The organism is Mesorhizobium sp. M7A.F.Ca.US.010.02.1.1 (assembly GCF_004023085.1).
Classification (GTDB): Bacteria; Pseudomonadota; Alphaproteobacteria; order Rhizobiales; family Rhizobiaceae; genus Mesorhizobium.
The window spans coordinates 83,143-103,064 of sequence record NZ_RZRV01000021.1; the positions used below are offsets into that span (position 1 = coordinate 83,143).

At 60.1% G+C, this 19,922-nt stretch carries 17 protein-coding genes and 1 pseudogene; 11 read left to right on the forward strand and 7 right to left on the reverse strand.

Annotation, left to right across the window (positions count from 1 at the left end; genetic code table 11):
• Nucleotides 1-15: 15 nt before the first annotated feature.
• From EOA19_RS21425 to EOA19_RS21465, 9 genes are all read left to right on the forward strand, one after another.
• Complete coding sequence (locus EOA19_RS21425) at nucleotides 16-1,335, forward strand: hydroxymethylglutaryl-CoA reductase, degradative (RefSeq protein ID WP_127296727.1); 1,320 nt, start codon at nucleotides 16-18, stop codon at nucleotides 1,333-1,335.
• 129 nt (nucleotides 1,336-1,464) lie between these two features.
• A complete protein-coding gene (locus EOA19_RS21430; protein WP_245486249.1) occupies nucleotides 1,465-2,703 on the forward strand; it encodes a CoA transferase in 1,239 nt (412 codons plus the stop codon).
• Nucleotides 2,704-3,456 (forward strand): enoyl-CoA hydratase/isomerase family protein, encoded by a 753-nt coding sequence (locus tag EOA19_RS21435; protein ID WP_127296729.1) that lies wholly within the window; start codon nucleotides 2,704-2,706, stop codon nucleotides 3,454-3,456. It abuts the gene before it with no gap.
• Between the two features lie 2 nt (nucleotides 3,457-3,458).
• Nucleotides 3,459-4,481 carry an ABC transporter permease gene (locus EOA19_RS21440; protein ID WP_127296730.1) on the forward strand — a complete coding sequence of 341 codons (1,023 nt, stop codon included), beginning with the start codon at nucleotides 3,459-3,461 and terminating at the stop codon, nucleotides 4,479-4,481.
• A gap of 32 nt (nucleotides 4,482-4,513) precedes the next feature.
• On the forward strand, nucleotides 4,514-5,518 hold the full coding sequence (locus EOA19_RS21445) for a sugar ABC transporter substrate-binding protein (protein WP_127296731.1): 1,005 nt from the start codon (nucleotides 4,514-4,516) through the stop codon (nucleotides 5,516-5,518).
• Nucleotides 5,519-5,587: 69 nt separating this feature from the next.
• Nucleotides 5,588-7,702 (forward strand): SMP-30/gluconolactonase/LRE family protein, encoded by a 2,115-nt coding sequence (locus EOA19_RS21450; RefSeq protein ID WP_128304751.1) that lies wholly within the window; start codon nucleotides 5,588-5,590, stop codon nucleotides 7,700-7,702.
• Complete coding sequence (locus tag EOA19_RS21455) at nucleotides 7,699-8,841, forward strand: strictosidine synthase (protein ID WP_128304752.1); 1,143 nt, start codon at nucleotides 7,699-7,701, stop codon at nucleotides 8,839-8,841. The genes EOA19_RS21450 and EOA19_RS21455 overlap by 4 nt, the downstream gene beginning before the upstream one ends.
• Nucleotides 8,838-10,340: a sugar ABC transporter ATP-binding protein gene (locus EOA19_RS21460; protein ID WP_128304753.1), complete on the forward strand. Its 1,503-nt coding sequence runs from the start codon at nucleotides 8,838-8,840 to the stop codon at nucleotides 10,338-10,340. The genes EOA19_RS21455 and EOA19_RS21460 overlap by 4 nt, the downstream gene beginning before the upstream one ends.
• The gene (locus EOA19_RS21465) at nucleotides 10,340-11,197 is read left to right on the forward strand and encodes a hydroxymethylglutaryl-CoA lyase (protein WP_127296734.1); all 858 of its coding nucleotides are present in this window, start codon (nucleotides 10,340-10,342) and stop codon (nucleotides 11,195-11,197) included. Before EOA19_RS21460 ends, EOA19_RS21465 begins: the two co-directional genes overlap by 1 nt.
• Nucleotides 11,198-11,447: 250 nt before the next feature.
• Here EOA19_RS21465 and EOA19_RS21470 read toward each other — a convergent pair whose 3' ends face one another.
• From EOA19_RS21470 to EOA19_RS21480, 3 genes are all read right to left on the reverse strand, one after another.
• Nucleotides 11,448-12,572 (reverse strand): FAD-binding oxidoreductase, encoded by a 1,125-nt coding sequence (locus tag EOA19_RS21470; RefSeq protein WP_127296735.1) that lies wholly within the window; start codon nucleotides 12,570-12,572, stop codon nucleotides 11,448-11,450.
• Nucleotides 12,573-12,632: 60 nt separating this feature from the next.
• Nucleotides 12,633-14,174: an amino acid ABC transporter permease/ATP-binding protein gene (locus EOA19_RS36435; protein WP_128304754.1), complete on the reverse strand. Its 1,542-nt coding sequence runs from the start codon at nucleotides 14,172-14,174 to the stop codon at nucleotides 12,633-12,635.
• Between the two features lie 83 nt (nucleotides 14,175-14,257).
• Nucleotides 14,258-15,070, reverse strand: a complete 813-nt coding sequence (locus EOA19_RS21480) for an ABC transporter substrate-binding protein (protein ID WP_127296737.1) — start codon at nucleotides 15,068-15,070, stop codon at nucleotides 14,258-14,260.
• Nucleotides 15,071-15,346: 276 nt separating this feature from the next.
• On the opposite strand from EOA19_RS21480, the gene EOA19_RS21485 reads away from it, so the two are divergent.
• Complete coding sequence (locus EOA19_RS21485) at nucleotides 15,347-16,426, forward strand: LacI family DNA-binding transcriptional regulator (protein WP_127296741.1); 1,080 nt, start codon at nucleotides 15,347-15,349, stop codon at nucleotides 16,424-16,426.
• A 270-nt stretch (nucleotides 16,427-16,696) separates the two neighbouring features.
• Nucleotides 16,697-16,956 (forward strand): annotated as a pseudogene (locus tag EOA19_RS35940) (AraC family transcriptional regulator); the annotation flags it as partial.
• 120 nt (nucleotides 16,957-17,076) lie between these two features.
• On the opposite strand, the gene EOA19_RS21495 reads toward EOA19_RS35940, so the two are convergent.
• The 4 genes from EOA19_RS21495 to EOA19_RS21505 all read right to left on the reverse strand — a co-directional run.
• Nucleotides 17,077-17,481 carry a DUF4158 domain-containing protein gene (locus EOA19_RS21495; RefSeq protein WP_127297720.1) on the reverse strand — a complete coding sequence of 135 codons (405 nt, stop codon included), beginning with the start codon at nucleotides 17,479-17,481 and terminating at the stop codon, nucleotides 17,077-17,079.
• Between the two features lie 277 nt (nucleotides 17,482-17,758).
• On the reverse strand, nucleotides 17,759-18,856 hold the full coding sequence (locus EOA19_RS21500) for a GSU2403 family nucleotidyltransferase fold protein (protein WP_128304756.1): 1,098 nt from the start codon (nucleotides 18,854-18,856) through the stop codon (nucleotides 17,759-17,761).
• Between the two features lie 258 nt (nucleotides 18,857-19,114).
• Complete coding sequence (locus EOA19_RS35330) at nucleotides 19,115-19,288, reverse strand: hypothetical protein (RefSeq protein WP_164780526.1); 174 nt, start codon at nucleotides 19,286-19,288, stop codon at nucleotides 19,115-19,117.
• Nucleotides 19,289-19,320: 32 nt separating this feature from the next.
• Nucleotides 19,321-19,922 (reverse strand): WD40 repeat domain-containing protein (locus EOA19_RS21505; protein ID WP_206638080.1); only part of this gene is annotated, 602 nt, incomplete at its 5' end.

A 19,922-nucleotide genomic window follows, 5' to 3' on the forward strand; every position in this document is an offset into this window, starting at 1 on the left:
GCGTGGGAGGCATCTGTGACCGGCACAGAAAAGGGCGGAGAGCGTTCCGTCATCAATTCGCGCATCGAGAACCTGCGTAATCTTTCGCCAGCCGAGAGACTTGGCCGGGTGGGCGATGTCGTGTCGCTGACCGACGCCGAGCGCCGCGTGTTTGTCGGCGGCGGCCTCCCGATTGCGCTTGCCGATGGCATGATAGAGAACGTGATCGGCACGTTCGAACTTCCAATCGGAGTTGCCACGAACTTCACGATCAACGGCCGGGACTACCTGATACCCATGGCCGTCGAAGAGCCTTCGGTCGTCGCCGCGGCGTCGTACATGGCTCGTCTTGCCCGCAAGAGCGGCGGCTTCTTCACGTCGAGCACCGGGCCGATCATGCGGGCTCAGGTGCAGGTGCTTGAGGTGCGTGACCCGCATGGTGCCCGCGCCCGCATCCTGAGGGAACGCGAGGCGATCATCGCCGCTGCAAATCTCAAGGACAAGGTCCTGATATCGCTTGGGGGAGGGTGCCGCGATGTCGAAGTCCACGTCTTCGATCAGACGAATGCCGGCCCCATGGTTGTCGTTCACCTGATCGTCGATGTGCGTGATGCGATGGGCGCAAATACGGTGAACACGATGGCTGAAGCCGTCGCGCCGATGATCGAAGCGATAAGCGGCGGCGTGGTGCGGCTTCGCATCCTGTCGAACTTCGCCGATCTCCGTATCGCGCGCGCAATGGTGACCGTCGCCCCCGAGACGCTGCAGACCGACGAATACAAGGGTGACCGCATCGCCCGCGGCATTGTCGAGGCATGCGCCCTCGCCATCGTCGACCCCTATCGTGCCGCCACCCACAACAAGGGCATCATGAACGGCATCGATCCGATCGTGGTGGCCACGGGCAATGACTGGCGCGCCATAGAAGCGGGCGCGCATGTGTGGGCTTCGCGCTCAGGGCGTTACACCGCGTTGTCGACCTGGGAGCTTGATGCCAAGGGCCATCTCGTCGGCACCCTGGAGATGCCCATGGCCCTAGGCCTTGTGGGTGGCGCGACAAAGACCCATCCGGCAGCCCGCGCCGCCCTCAGGATCCTCGGGGTCGAAAGTGCCCAGGAGCTTGCCGAGGTGGCGGTGGCGGTTGGGCTTTCCCAGAACATGGGGGCACTGCGCGCCTTGGCCACCGAGGGCATCCAGCGAGGCCACATGGCGCTGCATGCCCGCAACATCGCAATCGTCGCCGGCGCGACCGGTGACGAGATCGACAGGGTGGCGTCGACTCTGTCCTCCAACCATGACGTGCGCGTCGATCGCGCCAAGGATGTGCTTGAGCTGATCCGGGCGGAAAAGGTCTGAGATCATGCGGCACCGCGATGCTGAAAAATCGATTGCCGTCGGTTGGCGATGCGGCGGCCGGCAATGCTCGATTGCGCGACCCAAGAATCCGGGCAGATATCTCTCAGGATTGTTTTCCGGGAGAATGACGTGACCGAAGCCTATGGGAATGACGCGATTCCAACACGGACGGGCCCTCTAAGCGGGTTGACCGTTCTCGATATCACACGTGTCGTCGCCGGCCCCTTCTGCTCGATGTTGCTGGCCGACCTTGGCGCGACCGTGATCAAGGTGGAGCATCCGGACGAACCGGACTACGCCCGTACCTTCCCTCCTTTCTTCGGCGACGAGGGTGCGGAACTCAGCGCCTTCTTTTCGCAGTTCAACCGCAACAAGCTGGGAATCACGATCAATCTCAAATCCGCTGACGGCAAGGCGCTCTTGAAAAAGCTCGTGCGCCGGGCCGACGTGCTGGTCGAGAATTTTCGACCGGGAACCATGGACAGGCTGGATCTCGGATACGAGGTTCTCAAAGCCGAAAACCCCAAGCTGATCTACACCGCGATCAGCGGCTATGGCCGCAGCGGGCCAAACGCATCAAAGCCTGCCTATGACAACACCGGACAGGCGTCAGGCGGCCTGTGGTCGATGAACGGCTATGCGGATCGGCCGCCGGTTCGGGTGGGCACTATCATCGGCGACCTCGCGGCGTCCTTGTATGCTGCGATCGGCACTCTCGCAGCGCTGCGCGAGGCGGACAAAAGCGGCCTCGGACAGGTGGTCGACGTCTCGCAACAGGACTCCGTGCTGACGCTGACGGAAAATGCTGTTGTTCGTTACACGGTGAAGAACGAAATCGCCTCGCCACTCGGCAATGACCACCCCTTCGTGCGCCCCTACGGCCAGTTCCCCTGCAAGGATGGCTATGTGTTCTTCGGCGGCTACACGGACAAGTTCTGGGCGATTACCTGCGGCCTGTTCGGCGAGCCCGACAAGGCATCCGACCCTGCCATCGACACGATGGAGAAGCGGTTCGATCCGACAGTGGCGGAGACGAAGGTCAATCCGCTGCTCAACCGCTGGTTCAGCCGCTACACCAAGGCCGAACTGGAGGAGATCGCGGGCGACAAGATCCCGCTGAGCGCGATCAAGACGATTGCGGAAGTGGTCGAGGACCCGCACATCGCCGCGCGGAACATGATCGTCAAGGTTCCGATTGCCGGCAAGCTTATCGGCATGTTTGGGTTGCCGATAAAGCTTTCGGGAGCGGTTGAGGCTGCGCCCCAATCGGCGCCCGCGCCAGGAGAGCACAATGAACTGATCCTTGGGAAATTGGCAGGCCTTTCTCCAGAGGAGCTGCATGCGCTCAGGGCCGGGGGAGCGATCTAGATGGGGATTGATCTTACCCAAGACGGTTACGTTGCCACTGTCCGGATCAATCGACCGGAGAAGCTCAATGCGCTGACCTTGGCCATGTATGAGGATCTGGGCCGCGCCTTCAAGGCCGCCAAGGATGATGATGCCATTCGGGCAGTCGTCCTCGCGGGCAGCGGCGAGCGCGCCTTCTGCGTCGGAGCCGATCTAAAAGAATCCATTCCGGCGCTTGCCGCGGGTACTTTCGACATCTCTGCCTGGGACCCGGCCCACATCAAGTTCCCTGGGTTCTTCAAGCCGATCATAAGCGCGATCCGGGGCATGTGCTTTGGCGGTGGCTTCGAGATCATGCTCGCGACCGATATCCGGATTGTGGCGCATGACGCCATTTTCCAGCTGCCTGAAGCGACGCTCGGTTTTGTGCCTGCCGGCGGGACGCTGGTGCGTCTCGTCAGGCAGATCGGTTACGCCCATGCGATGGAGATCATGTTGACCGCGCGGCGTTTTACGGCGGCCGAGATGCTCGCCAAAGGCGTGGTCAATCAGGCGGTGGATAGCCAGGACGTCGAGCGTGTCGCTCTTGAAACGGCGCAACATATCGCAAGCCTGAGCCCGACCGCCGTCCAGACGATCAAGGAAGCCGCCCTCACATTGCAAGACTTGCCGCTCACGGAGGCATTTCGCCAGGAAGCGATACTGGGGCAGCGGACTTTCAGGAGCGATGACGCCAAGCGCGGCCTTGCTGCTTTCGCCGGAAAGGGGAAGTGACCATGTCGAGCGCTCCCCAAGACCTGGCATCGAATGCCCCGCGCAAGGGCGCTGGCCATCGCATTGGCGTGACGCAGGAGCTGATCGTATTCCTCGTCTCGATCGCCCTCTTCGCCTATTTCTCGATCACGCTCGACAACTTTCTCAGCCGGGACAACATCCTTAATCTGATCCGAAACGTGGCCATGCTCGGCATGCTGAGCCTTGGCATGGCGGTCGTCGTGATCGGGCGCGGCGTCGATCTTTCGCTGGTCGCGGTGATGGCCGTGTCGCTGACCTTTTCGATCGTTCTGGCCAACCAGGGCTATGCCTTTTCAACGGCCTTGGTGCTCGGCCTTGCCTTCGTCATCGCTGTCGCGATCATCATGGGTTTTCTGATCGCCTATGTCGAAATCCCCGCCATCTTTGCGACCCTTGCAGTATCGGCGATCGTCTACGGATTGGGGCGCGGCGTGATTGCCACGCTCGATGTCAACAATGTGCCGGACAATTTGAACTGGTTCCTGTTCCTGGGGCGCGGCAGCCTGCTTGGAATCCCGGTACCGATCTGGCTTTTCGCCGTCTGTGCCGCAGCTCTTTATTTCTTTCTTCGCAAGACAGGGCTCGGGCGGTTCATATACGCCATCGGCGACAACATCTCGACCGCGCGGATCACGGGCATTCCCGTCAGGCCGATGATCATCTTCCAATACGTGCTGTCCGGCGTCATGGCCTTTCTCGCCGGTTGCGTGACGGCGGCCTCCGTCGCCAGCATGAACATGAGGATGGTCAATTCCACGCTCATCTACGACGTTCTGCTGGTGGTCATCCTGGGAGGCATCGGCCTCACCGGCGGAAGGGGAGGCGTCCGCAACGTGCTGGTCGGCACGGTGCTGATCGGTCTCCTGCTCAACGGCATGACGATCCTCGACATCTCCTACACCGTCCAGAACCTGGTCAAAAGCACGGTGCTGCTTGGAGCCTTGATCGTGGACGCGCTTCTCAACCCTCGCGATGAACAGACGTCGCAGCAGGGAGACATCTGACGCTCAATATCATCCAACGGGAGGAAACCAACATGATGATAGTGAAATATGCCGCGGCAGCGGTTGTGGCCGGCATGCTCTCATTGGGCGCTGCCCATGCGCAGGAGGGCATGGTCGACGAATTGAGACAGCCGACGCTTGATTCACTCGCCGGCAAGAAGGTCATCTTCGTGCCGATGTCCATGAGTTTCGATCTGCCGGAGGGTTGGGCAGCGATCATGCAGAAGGAGGCGACACGGCTGGGCTACACCCTCGATATCCGCGACGCCAACTGGAGCACGGATACCGGCACGCGTGCCTTGACCCAGGCGATCACCGAAAAACCCGACGTGATCGTGGTGCAGAATTTCGACGTCGCGTCCTACGCGCGCACGCTGAAGAAGGCCGAGGATTCGGGGATCAAGGTCATCCAGGTCAACATGAAGTCGAGTTACCAGACGGACGCTTTTGTCGGGGCGGACTGGTTTGGCATCGGCCAGTATGCTGCCAATCGCATGATCGAGAAGTGCGGCAAGGCGAGCGGCAAGAGCGGCAAGATCGCGGTCATCCAGGGGCCGGCGACGGCAGCGGCCAGTGTCTATCAGCTCAACGCGATCTCCGAGACGCTGAAGGGTCATGACGACATCAAGATCGTTTCCAGCCAGACCGGCGACTGGGATCAGTCGAAGGCGCGCGGTATCGCACAGACGGTGATCCAGCAGAACCCAGACCTGTGCGGCATCATCGGCTTCTGGGATGTGATGGACGCCGGAACGGGGGCCGCGATCCAGGAATCCGGCAAGGATATCTATCTGATCACATCCGGTGGCGGCAACAAGACGGCATGCCAAGGGGTGGAAAACGGAACGTTTAAGGAGGTCATCTCCTACGACGTCGAAGGCCAGGGCCGCGATCTGAACAACGCGATCAAGGTGTTGCTGCAATCGAAGGAAGCAGCAGGCGCCGTGAAGTTCGCGCTGTACACGCCAAACAAGATCATCAGCAAGGAAACGATGTCGACGAACAGCTGCTGGGATTTGGATCAGCTCAAAAAGTAACTTTGTATCAGGCCACCGCGTGGAAACGCGGCAGGCCTTCCCAGCCATGTCTGCAGTTAGGATCTTTAGATGGAAGCCATCGAGCGCCTCTATTTTCGCTATTTTCCGGAAAAGGTGCTTGGCGAAGTGCTGACCAAGCGCTGGAGCGACAACGCCGTTCCCGTGCTTGCGACGATCTTGACGATTGGCTTTTTTGTTCTCCACAATCCGCATTTCTTCACGTTGTCGAGCCTGACGGAAACGTCGCGCCAGCTATCGGAGTTTTCGCTGGTCGTCGTCGCCATGGGCATTGTCTTGCTTGCTGGCGGCCTCGATCTCTCGGTCGGCAGCGTGTTTGCCTTGGCCAACATCACGGCCCTTATCTGCATCACCTTGCTGGGATGGCCGGTGTGGGCCACCGTGATGGCCACGCTGGCCGTCGGCGCCCTCTGCGGTGCGGTCAACGGCTTCCTGATCGGCTATCTGCGCATCCGGGCGTTCCTGACAACGCTGGTCACGCTGATCATCATCCGATCGATCGTCGACATCCTTCTCCTGCGTTACGCAGTCCAGATCTCGGCGGTTTTCCCGGAGTCCGACCTTTGGTACTTTATTGGAGAAGGTCAGGTCCTTAGCATTCCATTCGCTTTCCTCGTCGCCATCGTCGTCATAGGGCTTTGGCACGTCATCCTGACCAGAGCACGGGCCGGGTGGCATATCACGGCGGTCGGCGGCAGCCGTCGTTCCGCCTACAATGCCGGCCTGCGGGTCAAGTTCACGATCTTCACCACCTATGTCTGGTCGAGCGTGCTCGTGTCGTTGGCCGGCGTGTTTTTCGCCGCACGCCTGGGCAGTGCGGGATCAGATACCGGGGTCGGCCTCGAGATCGCGGCGCTGACCGCCGCCGTTCTTGGCGGCAACAGTCTCGGGGGCGGGCGTGGCTCGGTGGTAAAATCGGTGCTGGGCGCGGTTGTCGTGCTCATTTTGACTGACAGCATGGTTCGCATCGGGATCAGCGGCGGCATCAGTTCGATGATCCTCGGCATTGTCCTGCTCGCAGTCGTGGCCATCGACGTCCGCTGGCTGAAGAACCGGCACAAGCTCCTGAACAAGGTTTACGTGTCACCCGGCTACTTCCGTCTCCCGGCCCTTCCCGAGACCGACGCGGGATCCGACAGTCCCTACGCGCTCAACGATCGATTGAAGGATGTTTCGCTCATCGGCAAGGGCGAGATCGAAGGTCCCGAGGACGTCATCTTCGACCGGAACGACAATCTCTACTGTCCAAATCGGCACGGCGACATCGTTCGCTTCTTCGCGCCGGACTACACCAAATGGGAGATATTCGTTCATATCGGAGGCCACCCGCTGGGGCTGGCTTTTGACGCCAGCGAGAACCTGAATGTCTGTATCGGTGGGATGGGCCTCTATCAGGTTTCGCCGGATCGGCAGGTGACAAAGCTGACCGACGAGACCAAGCGGACGGCTCTCTCGGTGATCGACGATTCCCGTCTGAAGCTTGCCGACGATCTCGACATCGCGCCGGATGGCCGCATCTTCTTTTCCGAGGCAACCATCCGCTACGACATGCACGACTGGGCGACGGATGCGCTGGAGAGCCGGGGCAATGGCCGCTTAATCTGCTTTAATCCGCGCGATCGTTCGACGAAAACGATCCTCAGAAATTTGCAGTTTCCAAACGGGGTCTGCATGGCCGGCGACGGTCAATCGTTCTTCTTCGCCGAAACCTGGGGCTGCCGTGTAAACCGCTACTGGTTCGACGGTCCCAGGAAGGGCACCTGCGAGACGACGATTCCAAATCTTCCAGGGTATCCAGACAACATCAATCGGGCCTCGGACGGAAGCTTCTGGGTGGCTCTTGTCGGCATGCGATCGCCGGCTCTCGATCTGGCGATGAGAATGCCGTCGCTGCGCAAACGCATGGCCAAGCGTGTCGCCCGCGATGAATGGCTCTTTCCGAACATCAACACGGGATGCGTGCTCAAATTCAAGCCGAACGGCGAAATCGTGGAATCCTATTGGGACCTTGGAGGCAAGAACCATCCGATGGTGACGTCGATGCGCGAGCACAAGGGATATCTGTATCTCGGCGGGCTCTACAATGATCGGATAGGTCGTCTCAAGCTGCCAGATGCTGATCCAGACTGGACGTCACAAACGTCCTATTGGGGAGCAAACGCATGAGCATGTCTGGCCGCATCGGCAGGATCTTCGACAAGTTCATGGGCGGGCGTGGCGAACATTCCATCACGGTTCCGGTCATGGACGGCGCGCTCAAGCCCAACAATTACCTGGAGCGCATTGCCAGCGTCTCGATGGTGGAGGCGGCGGATAATCTGACGATCGGGGGTGGCCAGGTGCTGCTCACCTCCGGCAATCGGCTGGTTGAGCTTCACGACAGCGGAAGCACGTCGATTCGAAGCACTTTCGATGCCGAGATCACATTCCTGTCCGCATCACCGCAGGGCGCTCTTGCCCTGGGATTGGACAGGCTTGGCATCGCGATTGTCGGCGGTCGCCATCATGGCAAGCGACTTGCCGCGAACCTGTCCGGCCAGCAGCTCAACTGCCCGACGGCCGCTGTTTTCCTGGATGAAGACACGCTGGTCGTTTGCAATGGTTCAAGCGCCCATTCGGCCCTCGAATGGAGCCGGGATCTCCTGAATCTTGGCCGCAGCGGAAGTGTCGTGAGGCTTGATCTCGGATCGGGAACTGCAAGCCTCATCAAAGGCGGACTGGGATTTCCCTCGGGCGTTGCCGTTGCCGGGGCCGGCAAACTGGTCGTGGCTGAAGCCTGGAAACATCGCCTCTTGACGCTGGACATTGCCGGCGGCGACTGCATTGCCGTGGTTGCGGATTTGCCCGCCTATCCCGGGCGGATTCAGCCCGCCAGCCAGACTGGATACTGGCTGACGATGTTTGCGGTGCGCTCCCAGCTGCAGGAATTCGTGCTGCGCGAAGACCGCTACAGGCGCGAGATGATGAAAACAATTGCACCGGAATATTGGGTCGCGCCGGCGCTCTCCAGCGGACGCAGCTTCAAGGAGCCGCTGCAAGCAGGCAGCGTTATCCGATTGGGCATCCACAAACCCTGGGCACCGAGCCGTTCCTATGGTCTTCTGCTTCGCCTCGATGACAGCTTCCAGCCCGTTTGGAGCGCCCATAGCAGGGCCGACGGCCAGCGGCACGGCATCACATCCTGCGTCGAGACCGGCGACAGGCTGCTCGTCGCCTCCAAAGGTCGAGGCGAAGTCCTTGCGCTCCATCATCTCTCGCCGACCGAGCCGGACGACCTCTCGGTCTTGATGGGGTCGGCGGCATGACACCGATTGTCGAACTCAAGGCCGCTACAAAGGATTTTCGTGGCAATCCCGCTTTCTCGGATGTCGACTTTCGGCTGCTGCCCGGTGAGATTCATGCGCTGCTTGGCGAGAATGGTGCCGGAAAGTCGACCCTGACGAAGATCCTTGCCGGCGTCTATCCGCTCAGCAGCGGCAAGATGTTCATCAACGGCCGTGAGGAGAAGCTCGCAACCCCGGCTGAGGGGCTCGCGAAAGGGATAGCCATGGTCTACCAGGAAAACAGCCTGGTCCCGTCGATGTCCGTCGCTCAGAATATTTATCTGGGAAAAGAGAAGCCTCTGAACCGGCTTCGCGGCATTTACATTTCCGCGCAGCAATTCCTCCAGTCCCTGAACTTCCATGTCGATCCTTCAGCCATCGTGGGCTCTTTAGGCGCCGCACAGAAGCAGATGGTCGAGATCGCGCGAGCGGTGCATCACAAGGCGAAGGTAATCATCTTCGATGAGCCCACGGCGACCCTTACCCCGGAGGAAAAGAGCTATTTCTTCAAGCTAATCAGGAAGCTGAAGGACGAGGGGGTCTCCATCATCTTCATTTCGCACGCGCTTGAAGAGGCGCTCATGGTTGCGGATCGGATTACAATCCTGAGAGATGGCAGGCTGGTGGCCTCGGACGAGGCTGCGGCGTTCGACCGCCAGAAGATCATTCAGGCCATGGTCGGCCGAACGCTGACAGATGAGATCTACAGCGGCGCCTCGCGCATGCGCGCCCCAAGGCCGCGTGGCGAAAAAGTGCTCTCGGTCGAAAATCTCTCAATGGGCAACATGGTGCGCAACACATCGTTTTCGCTGTATGCGGGGCAGGTGACCGGGATTTTCGGCCTGGTCGGCTCCGGCCGGACCGAGACGCTGAAGGTGGTATGCGGGGTTCTGAAACGCGACTTCTTTCATGGCGGAGAAGTCAAGATCGATGGCCAAGCCAAGCGCTATCTGGTGCCCGCGCCGGCTGTGCGTGACGGCATTGTCTATGTGACCGAGGAGCGAAAGGCGGAAGGCTTCTTCGAGACGATGAGCATCGCCGAAAACATCTATATGGGCCAACTCGGCGGACAATCGTTTGGCGGCTTCAACATCGTGTCGATGAAGCAAGCACGGTCTGTTGCCGAGGAATGGCGTAAACGTCTCAATGTGCGAGCCATCGACCCGGACGCGAAAGTCATCGAACTGTCCGGAGGCAATCAGCAGAAGGTCGTGATTGCCAAGGCGCTCGTCCAGAAGCCAAGACTTGTGGTCTTCGATGAGCCGACGCGCGGCGTCGACGTCGGCGCCATCGCCGAAATCCATACCTTCATCAACCAGCTTGCTGACCAGGGAATCGCTGTCGCTGTAATCTCGTCTTACCTGCCCGAGATACTCAACCTCTCCGATCGCATCCTCATTGCCCGGCAGGGCAAGATCGTCGAGGAAATGGACCGTCGAATTGCTACGGAAGAAACGATCATGTACGCGGCCGTCCATTGATGAGCGGCGATCGCAAGGTCACGATTGTCGAGGTGGGTCCTCGTGACGGCCTGCAAAACGAGAAAAGCATCGTCTCGACGGAGGACAAGCTAAAGCTTATCCGTCTGCTGGCTGATGCTGGTCTCTCTCGTATCGAAGTCACCGCGTTCGTTTCGCCAGCATGGGTGCCCCAGATGGCCGATCATGACGCGGTGATGCGGCGGACGCCGGCGCGAGAAGGCTTGATACGCTCCGTGCTGGTGCCCAACGACAAGGGTGCCATCGCCGCGATTGCCGCGGGCGCAGACCAATTGGCGGTCTTTACCAGTGCCTCGGAAACGTTCGCGTCCAGAAACATTAATTGCACCATAGCCGAAAGCCTGGAGCGATTCGTGCCGGTGATCAGCCTCGCGAAGTCGCATGGCATTCCAGTTCGCGGCTACGTTTCTTGCGCCGTCGAATGTCCCTACGAGGGCGAAATCGCACCCGATGTGGTTGCGATGGTTTGTTCGCGACTGATGCAACTTGGCTGTTTTGAGATTGCCGTCGCAGATACGATCGGCAGAGGCTCACCAGAACAGGTGGATGCCATGCTGGCTCGAGTGCTTGAAGTAGTTCCGGCATCGATGCTGGCCTGCCATTTCCACGATACCTTCGGGCGAGCTCTGGAAAATATTGACGTTGCTTTGGAGCGAACGATAGCGACTTTTGACAGTTCCGCAGGTGGGCTTGGTGGTTGCCCGTACGCTCCCGGATCGGCAGGTAACGTTGCTACGGGAGCCGTCGTTTCCCACTTGTCACAAAGAAGCTGCGTCACAGGCATCAATCCTGCCGAGTTGGAATTTGCCGAGGCATTTGCCTTGGGACTAAGGGCTTGAGCAGTCTGGGATCACCCCAAGAAGTGCCATGCTTGAGCGAACGCATTTTAAGGCTTGAGCCTCGGAGACGACGTGGCTCAGATCCGGCCCTCGTGCAAAATCTTGCTCTGCGATTTGCATAAGCGGTGGCGACCGTGGAGGCGATCATGGCTGCCGACGCACCACTCTGGATCCCGACGCAAGACCAGATCGACGCCGCGCCCAATGACCGTCTTCATGAGTTCGCGGCAGTTCAGATTTCGCAACGACCTCAAGCAAACCGAGCTGGCCGAAAGTTTGCAAAGAGTGGGTGCTCTCTTCCGGTGGCGATCTCGCCGGCAAGCAGCTCGCCGGCGATCAGGCCAAGCGTTGCGCCGCTGTGACTGAAGGCGACGTAATATCCCTTGATGCCCTTCAATTGGCCGAATACCGGCTCGCCGTCCGCGGGGATCGGCTTGGGGCCGACACCATAGCTTTCCAATTCCAGCTTCGGATGGCCCTCGAGAACCTTTGAGGCTTCGTCGAGAAGCCCCTGAATGGTCGAACCCTTCACGCCATAAGTACCATCCGAATTGACGACCACCTCTTCTTCCGACCAGGCGGAATCAAGCGCCAGGGCTCCGTCCGGCGTCGGGCGGATGGCGACGCGCGGCGTGTTGAGCACAGCCCGGAGAGGCAAGTGTAGCGGCTTTGTCCTGACCAGCAACGCGATCGGCGTCCCGTCGGCAACATGTTGGCCGGAGTCCGCGACCATTCGCGGCACATCACCACCGGTCGCCAGCAGCACCGCGTCGGCAGCGAAGCTGATGCCGCTTGTCGTGGTGACGCCAGTGGCGCTGCCGTCGACGACCGTGACCGCCGCGCTTCCAGCATCGGTGACCAGATGCCCGCCGCGCTCCATGAATTCCGCAACCAAGAGCTCGATCAGCGACGGCAGGTCGACCCAGCCCTCGCCTGGGTTGAAAATCGCACCTTGAGGCGTGACTGCGCTTGCCGAGACACCTGGCGTGACTGGCGCTATGGCGTCCGCGGACAGATGTTGCGCATCATAGCCGAGGCCCTTTTCATGAGCGAAGACATCCGCGATCTCGTTCGAGGCGTCGTCCGCGTCCCATGTCAAGCCACCGTCGAAACGCAGCCAGGCAGCATCCGGATATCTCGCCGACAATGTTCGGTAGCGATCAATACCGACCATGCGCAGGCGATGATACTCCGGCGACCGCTTGCGCGCGGAATTGAGCCACGCAAGCGAGCGGCCGGAAGCTCCCTTCGCGAGCGGTCCATCATTGATGAGGACTGTTTCGATGCCGAGTCGCGCAAGATGAACGGCCGAGGACGCGCCAAAAACACCGCCGCCGACAACGACGACCTTTGAGACCGAATGCAATTTAGCCATGAGATATTCTTTCACCGGGTAGAGGTTGGATTGGGCGGCCGGGGCGGAGGCGAGTACGGCTCACAGCACTTCGGCCAGGAAGTGCTTCAGGCGTGCGCTTTTTGGCGTGTCGAAGATCGCGGCAGGCGTGCCGGCCTCGATGACGCGGCCTTCATCCATGAAGATGACCTGGTCGGCGACCTTGCGGGCAAAGCCCATTTCATGGGTCACGACCACCATTGTCATGCCGCGGCTGCCGAGGTCCGCCATCAGGTTGAGGACGCCCTTCACCAGTTCGGGATCGAGAGCACTGGTCACCTCGTCGAACAGGATAACCTCAGGGTCCATTGCCAGCGCACGAGCGATCGCCACACGCTGCTGCTGACCACCAGACAGGCTGCCGGGGCGATGATGCTTGCGGGCCGCCAGGCCAACATCGGCCAGGCGCGCCTCGGCGATGCGCTCGGCCTCCCGCACAGGGATTCCCTTGACCTTGGTCAGCGATAGCATGACGTTTTCCAGAGCCGTGTGGTCGGGAAACAGGTTGAACTGCTGGAACACCATGCCGACACGCCGGCGCAGTTTTTCGGGTTTCATCGCCAGGATGCTCGCGCCGTCGAGCAGGACGTCATCGCCCTTGGGTTCGACCAGCCGGTTGAGGCAGCGCAGCAGGGTCGATTTGCCCGACCCTGACGGACCGATGACGCAGGTGACGGTGCCGGGCTTGACCGTCAGGCTGACGCCCTTCAGGACATCGAGGTCGCCATAGGCCATGTCGAGATTGCTGACCGCGAGACTGCCGCCCTTGAACCGTGGAAGCGCCGAGCGGTCTTCGGGGCTGGTCTGCGAAGACGGGCCGCCGATGGCGCTTTCCAGTTCGCTAACCTCGGCAAGACCACTGGTGACGAGGCCAGCCTTTTGCTTTCCGACCCGCAGCGAATTGTCGATGTAATTGACCATATGGGTCAGGGGCACGGTGATGACGAGATAGAACACGCCGGCCAGCAGCAATGGCGAGGGGTTTCCGGTGACCACCGCCTGGTCCTGGCCGACACGAAAAATCTCGCGCTCCGACGTGAGCAGCCCGAGGAAGTAGACAAGACTCGAATCCTTGACGTTGCCGATGAACTGATTGACCAGAGCCGGCACCACGCGGCGGATGCCCTGAGGGATCACGATCAGGCGCATGGCCTGCCCATAGCTCATGCTCAGAGCCCTGCAGGCTTCCATCTGTCCGCGCTCCACGCTCTGGATCCCCGAACGAAAGATTTCCCCGATATAGGCGCCGGCGATCAGACTGAGGGCAAGGATGCCGAGCGGATAGGGCGAAGGCCCAAAGATTTCGCGGCCGATGCGGGCGAAGCCCTGGCCGATCAGCAGAATGGTCACGATTGCAGGAAGGCCACGGAAAACATCCGTATAAACCCGGGCAGGAATGCGTAACCAGCGTGATTGCGAGATGCCCATGACGGCAAGGGCCATGCCTAGAACAACACCGAGCACCGTGGATGCCGCAGCCAAGATCAGCGTATTCTTCAACCCAACCGTTATCATGGTGGGAAGAACTTCCGCCATCCCCTGCCAATCCAGGAAACTGCGGCGCATATTCTCTAGCCAGTTCATTCTTTCCCCTTTGTCGGCGCTTCGCTATTCCGTTTGTCGTGGAAGACCGAAAGGCCACCGGATTTATACCGGCGGCCCTATTGTCAATTCTTGGGAAGATATTGATCCGGCATCGGCGCACCAGGAAACCACTTCTGGTAGAGCGTCTTCCAGGTTCCATCTTCCATTGCAGCATGCAGTCCGGTGCTCAGCGCAGCGCGAAAGGCGTCGTTGCCTTTGCGCACAACGAACCCAGCAGGCGCGTCGAAGGATGGAAAACTGATGGCGGGCCTAAGGTCGGAATAGCGCTTGGCATAATCCTTGGCAGGCTCGTCATCGAGAAAATGTGCGTCGATGGTCCCGTTGTTAAGCGCCACCACAGCCGAGTTGTTGTCGGGAAACCTAACGAGATCTGCGCCGGTAAAGTTTTTTGTGGCATAGATCTCCTGCAATGTACCCTGTACAACCCCGACGCGTTTTCCCTTGAGTGCTGGGATGTCGGTGATCGTCTTGTCGGCCGTAAGGACCGTGAGATAGCCGACACGGTACCCATCGGAAAAGTCGACAGTCTTCTTGCGCGCTTCCGTCGTGCCAATTGAGGCGACGGCAACGTCGAACCGACCATTGGCGACGGATGGCATGAGCGCCGAAAACTCTTGGCCGGTGAAGATCACCTGTTCAGGCTTGAAGCCAAGCCGGCCGGCGACGTTTAGGAAAAGTTCGACATCGAACCCGGTAAATGTGCCATCCGCCAGCGTGAAAGTGCTGGGCTTGTCGTCGCTCATTGTGCCGACGCTGATCACCTTGGCGTCAATGAGACCATAGGGATTGTCATCCGCCGCTGCGGCCCGCGAGACCAGACCCGCTCCGATGCATGCAACCATAAGAGCCATTGCGCCGGCCTGGACCGGCGACATCAACGACTTGAGAATTCCAATCCTGCTCATGTCTTCTCTCCACTCTGAAGGTTTGTTTTTCTTGGCACGTTCTTCTTGGCATTTGCGTCGAGGCCGTAATTCAGGCCTCACATAGTTCGTCGTCCGTGGCAGCGGCCCGCACTGCGGGCTGTCCTTATGCCTCCTGCTCAGGTATTTCTTAAAGAGACCGGTCTCTTATTGTGTGAGACCGGTCTCTTTGGTAATCGTTATCGCCAGATTGACCGTCCGTCAACAACTCTTGTAGTCGTTCATCCGATGAAAAGAACCGCGCCCAAAACCCGCTCGATAACAGTCAGCGACGTCGCCCGCGCGGCGGACGTGTCGAAAGCGACAGCCGCGCGCGTGCTCGGCGGATACGGCGTTGTCAGCGATACGATCCGCGCGGACGTCATGGCCGCGGCCAAGGCACTAGACTATCGTCCGAACGAGCTGGCCCGCAGCATGACGACCGGCCGGTCCGGCATCATCGGGGTGGTGGTCGGCGATATCGAGAACCCGTTCTTCAGCCTGGCGGTGCGGGGTATCAGCGATGCGGCAAGGGCGGCCGGGTTCAACGTGATCCTGGCCAACTCGGGCGAGAGGATCGAAGTCGAAAAGGCAGCCGTGCGGCTTTTGATCGGCAAGCGTGTCGACGGGCTGATCGTTACGCCGTCGGAATCGCGTGACATCTCGCATCTGCGCGACATCCATCGTTCTGGCCGGCCGCTTGCGCTGCTTGACAGGGCGCTGCCCGATCTGGATGTCGACACCGTCACCGTCGACGATCACGGCATCGCCATGCGGGCAACCAGCATCCTTGCGGATGCCGGCCACCGAAAGATCGCCTATGTGACGGCGGTCGACGCCGAAGGGCATGAATACCGCCATCTCGGGCAAATCTACACCTCGTCGGTCCGCGAGCGTATCGACGGTTTCCTCACCGTGTGCCGAGAGGCCGGAATGGACCGGCCAGAGCGTCACGTTTGCCTTGGTGCAACAAGCCCTGTCGAAACGCGAAGGATTGCCGACAAGCTGCTGTCCGGACCAGATCGGCCGACAGCGATCCTCGCTTCCGACAGCGTCATAGCGCTGGAGATATTCAAGGTGATCCGTCAGCGCGGGTTGCGGGTCCCCGAGGACATTTCGCTGATCACCTTCCATGATGCGGACTGGACGAGCGTCACCACACCGCCCATCACTGTCATCGACCAGCCCGTCTATGCGCTTGGCAAGAGTGTCGCGGAATTGCTCATCCGGCGATTGAATGGAGATCAACGCCCGGCGGAAAGGCTCATTTTGCCGACCGCGATCATTGAGCGCGAATCCGTTGCCCCCCCCTCAAACAGAGGGCGGTAGATGTTAAACGTCAAGAGCGAGCGACGCGGCAGCTCAGGAGGGCAAGCTGATGGAACGCACGCAGGTTCTGGAACTGATCGACACGCTGAAGCTCTACGGGGATGTCGGGGGCGGCCTAAATAAGGGCGAGGCCGTGCAAGCTGAAGCGCGCCGTCTTTTCCACGAGCGTGGCGAAATCCATGACCAATCGTTCGCAAGGAGCGTCGGTTTGATTCCGACCACCCGCACCACCTTCTTCTTCGATGAATGCAACGGTCGGAACGTTCGAAAATCGGGCGTGTTCTTGTCGCGATGCACCAGCATCCGGAGCGCAACTGGACAATCGAGAGCCTTGCTGACGCAATGGGTGCGTCTCGTGCGTCATTTGCCGCCAAATTCGTGGCTGTCGTCGAAATCACGCCGGCTGACTATCTCAGGCGCGTCCGGATGTTCGCCTCGGTTATGGATCGGAGACATCATTCAGCAGGGCTTTCAAGAAAACCATGGGCGCGCCGCCAAGCCACTATGTTGGTAAAGACGACGCGACCTAGCAGAGGATGTAGGTCGATCCCGCGACCAGATCGAGTCGATGCTGTGTGATCCGGAACAGAGGCGGCGTCGCGATCCCGTGAACGGCTCCTAACGCAGGCCAGCGAGGGCAGGAGTGCGTTTCATTTCCGGAACTCGGTAATGACTGCTGTCGCGATCGGCAACCCGTGATCGCCATTGGCTGCCGCGTCGATTGCAGCCACAAGGGCGGCACGGCGATCGTCTCGAGATGCAGCCCGGAGACGGAGGTAAGCCATCAACGACCGGCTGTGATCGAAACGCGTCTGTACTCGATGTGCACAGAAGGCGTAGAGGCGCGCGTCTATTCCGAGCTGATCCGCACGACAGTTGATCACAGCCGCGGGTGGCTGCTCGTTGTCCCACAAGAGCCGCCCCGTTTGTCGCATCGTGCAGAGGTGAACGGCGAAGCCAAGCTTGTTCTGCGGTCGCCGGCGGAGTTCGCATTCCAATCTATCTGCCGGGTCCAGTGTAAAGTGACGGATCAGGCTATCCTCGTCCGTCACCATGCCCAGAAGTATCGCCGCTTCCTTGAACTGACAAGCCGTCTTCTACCCACTCGCCTTCTCCCTCGGCACACTAAATTCCAAGGGGTAGTGGTTCGTCATTGACCGGAGGCTTTCAACCAGCCCGGTCGCTTCATCTACAGATCTATGCGCGTGTTCGAGCTTCGTTCGACATTAGCGTGTCTGCGCGAACAATTCTTGTTCCGACCCGGTGTTGGGAGTGAATCGCTAGGCAAGTGCGAAAATGGAGAGGGCGGCTTTCGGGTCGCCCTTTTGCTGGCTACGACTTCACGGCCAAGCTGAAGCCGTCCAACTCCTCGCCGATCTCAACCAGAGCGTTTCTGACTGTCTCCTCAACCTCCTGTCGTTTTTTCGGCGGCATCAGGCCCAGCCCCTTCAGCATCGCCTCGCGCCAGTGTTGTCCCCTGCCCCACGCTTCAGAGAAAGCTGTTGCAAGGTCGTCCTGGCGACGGGTGGCCTCCAGTGCCTCGACAAGCAGGCTGGCCTGATAGACGTCTTTTTCGCGCTTGGCGACGCCGTTTTTATCTGATTGCCTACGGGAGGCGACGATGAGCTTGTGAACTGCATAGCGTTCCGGCGACGGCACGGTTACAGGCACCCCTGACCGATGCAGCATCACCGTCCGGATGGGTTCGTGGATCAGGAAATCTAGGAAACGCAAAGGCTGCGCCGAAGCACCGCCAAGTGCTGGCATCGGACTGGCGTGGTCGGTGTAGTCATCGGATCCCCGGTTTGGCGTAAGGAACTCGACCTTGTATCTCGTTGCATTCTCGAATTGCGTCGCGTGCCCGGAACGAGATCTGTGGGGGATCTCCCTGAAGGTTGGGTCAATCTCTCTCAAGATTTCCAGGATCGGAGGCAGGCTGTCTGCGACTGACGACGAGATCGAGTAGTGCTGCGCGAAATCGGCATCGCCAGTTTGCAATGAAGCACCGGGCAATCTTACGCCGAGATGTCCCGCATACGTCTGGAAGGCAACCGTACCGACGAGCACGCCTCTTAGGCGGAAGATTCCTGCTGCTCCCATGACTTCAACGACATCGCCAGTGAACCGATCCGGTGCAGTCAGCCCTGCTTCGCGGGTCAGCGTGGAGACGAGTTTCCGACGGCTGCGAAGATCTTCCTTGATCTCCTGGAAGGCTTCAACGCGTTTCGAAATCTCAGGATCGTCGGACGGGCCGACATACTTCCGCGTTTTCTTAGGCTGGGTTTCCTCAAAATACCAGTAATCCCGCCCCTTCACCGGAACCCGGACGAAATTACCCCCGGTTGAGAAGTCGGTTTTGAACGATGCATCAAGGGAGCGCTGGACGAGTTCCGCATACATCGTGCGATAAACGAGATCGACCGTCTTCATGTGGCGGCTCCGTTATAAGAAAAATGCGTCTCTCTTATAACGGCATGAGCTTGAGCGACGCAATCGGCGTTATAAGAAAATTGCAGAAATCTTATAACACCGCTGCAATATCCAGGATTGAGCAGACTCCCTGGCCGACACAACGAGAGCCTGATCCGCGACCTCGCCGCCGGCGCCTTCGTCGCCGATCGGCGCAATGTCGTCCGAGCGCTGCGGCCTAAAAAAGCGCCGCCCGATGCCGTGACCGAGCAATTGATCCTAGTTCGTCTTCAATTGACCAACACGGTTCTCGGCAATCCAGCGGGCGGCAAGCACCAAAGCGCCCATGCTGAAATCCTTGCCGTGCTTGGCAACCATTTCTTCCGCCAATTTGGCGAGTCGTTCGAAAAACTCGTCCTTGCTCTCGTCTTCGGCGGTGAGTTCGGTCTGCATTTCATCCTCCTGTTTCATACCGACTGCGTCCTTTATTTGAACATCTGCGCTGGAAAGGTGACGATCGCGGCGGTGCCGCCGACGGCGCCCACCGCCAGATGCCGTCCGTCGCCGGACCAGGCAAGCGCGGTGACCGCGCTGCCCAGAGGCCTGACGAGGTGTTCGTCACGGGCGCCGATCTGGGCGATGGTGATCCGGCCGTTGGCGTAGCCGGCCGCGATGAGTTTCTTCTCGGGGTGCGCCGCCACCGTTTCGACCAGCACCAGTCCGGCACGACCCGTCTCCAGCGCGCCGGAGGTTTCGCCGCCAACCGGCGGCGCGGTCATCGACCAGCCGGCGATCCGGAACGCGCCCGGGGCAAACAGCGCATTCGCCGGCTCGCTCCAGCACACGGTCCGCACCGACGATGGAAATCCTGCGACGATGTCAGCGTGGCCATCGGCCATGCTGACCAGGGCAAGGCCTCCGGTTTCGAGCCCGCAGGCCAGCCAGGTGCCGTCGCTGCTCCAGCGGATCGACACCGGGCGCGCTGGAAACGAGACATCGCGTATCAAGGCGGCGTCGCCATCGACAGACCAGATCGATAGTCCCTCATCTAGGCCGCAGGCGAGGCGACGCCAGCCAGGTGAGAAAG

Excerpts from the sequence above, each read along its gene's own strand:
- EOA19_RS21450 (WP_128304751.1), top strand. The coding sequence starts at position 5,588 with ATGGAAGCCATCGAGCGCCTCTATTTTCGCTATTTTCCGGAAAAGGTG.
- EOA19_RS36435 (WP_128304754.1), bottom strand. The coding sequence starts at position 14,174 with ATGAACTGGCTAGAGAATATGCGCCGCAGTTTCCTGGATTGGCAGGGG.
- EOA19_RS21495 (WP_127297720.1), bottom strand. The coding sequence starts at position 17,481 with ATGGTGACGGACGAGGATAGCCTGATCCGTCACTTTACACTGGACCCG.
- EOA19_RS21500 (WP_128304756.1), bottom strand. The coding sequence starts at position 18,856 with ATGAAGACGGTCGATCTCGTTTATCGCACGATGTATGCGGAACTCGTC.
- EOA19_RS21480 (WP_127296737.1), bottom strand. The coding sequence starts at position 15,070 with ATGTCGCCGGTCCAGGCCGGCGCAATGGCTCTTATGGTTGCATGCATC.
- EOA19_RS21485 (WP_127296741.1), top strand. The coding sequence starts at position 15,347 with ATGAAAAGAACCGCGCCCAAAACCCGCTCGATAACAGTCAGCGACGTC.
- EOA19_RS21460 (WP_128304753.1), top strand. The coding sequence starts at position 8,838 with ATGACACCGATTGTCGAACTCAAGGCCGCTACAAAGGATTTTCGTGGC.
- EOA19_RS35330 (WP_164780526.1), bottom strand. The coding sequence starts at position 19,288 with ATGCAGACCGAACTCACCGCCGAAGACGAGAGCAAGGACGAGTTTTTC.
- EOA19_RS21440 (WP_127296730.1), top strand. The coding sequence starts at position 3,459 with ATGTCGAGCGCTCCCCAAGACCTGGCATCGAATGCCCCGCGCAAGGGC.
- EOA19_RS21465 (WP_127296734.1), top strand. The coding sequence starts at position 10,340 with ATGAGCGGCGATCGCAAGGTCACGATTGTCGAGGTGGGTCCTCGTGAC.
- EOA19_RS21470 (WP_127296735.1), bottom strand. The coding sequence starts at position 12,572 with ATGGCTAAATTGCATTCGGTCTCAAAGGTCGTCGTTGTCGGCGGCGGT.
- EOA19_RS21445 (WP_127296731.1), top strand. The coding sequence starts at position 4,514 with ATGATGATAGTGAAATATGCCGCGGCAGCGGTTGTGGCCGGCATGCTC.
- EOA19_RS21455 (WP_128304752.1), top strand. The coding sequence starts at position 7,699 with ATGAGCATGTCTGGCCGCATCGGCAGGATCTTCGACAAGTTCATGGGC.
- EOA19_RS21435 (WP_127296729.1), top strand. The coding sequence starts at position 2,704 with ATGGGGATTGATCTTACCCAAGACGGTTACGTTGCCACTGTCCGGATC.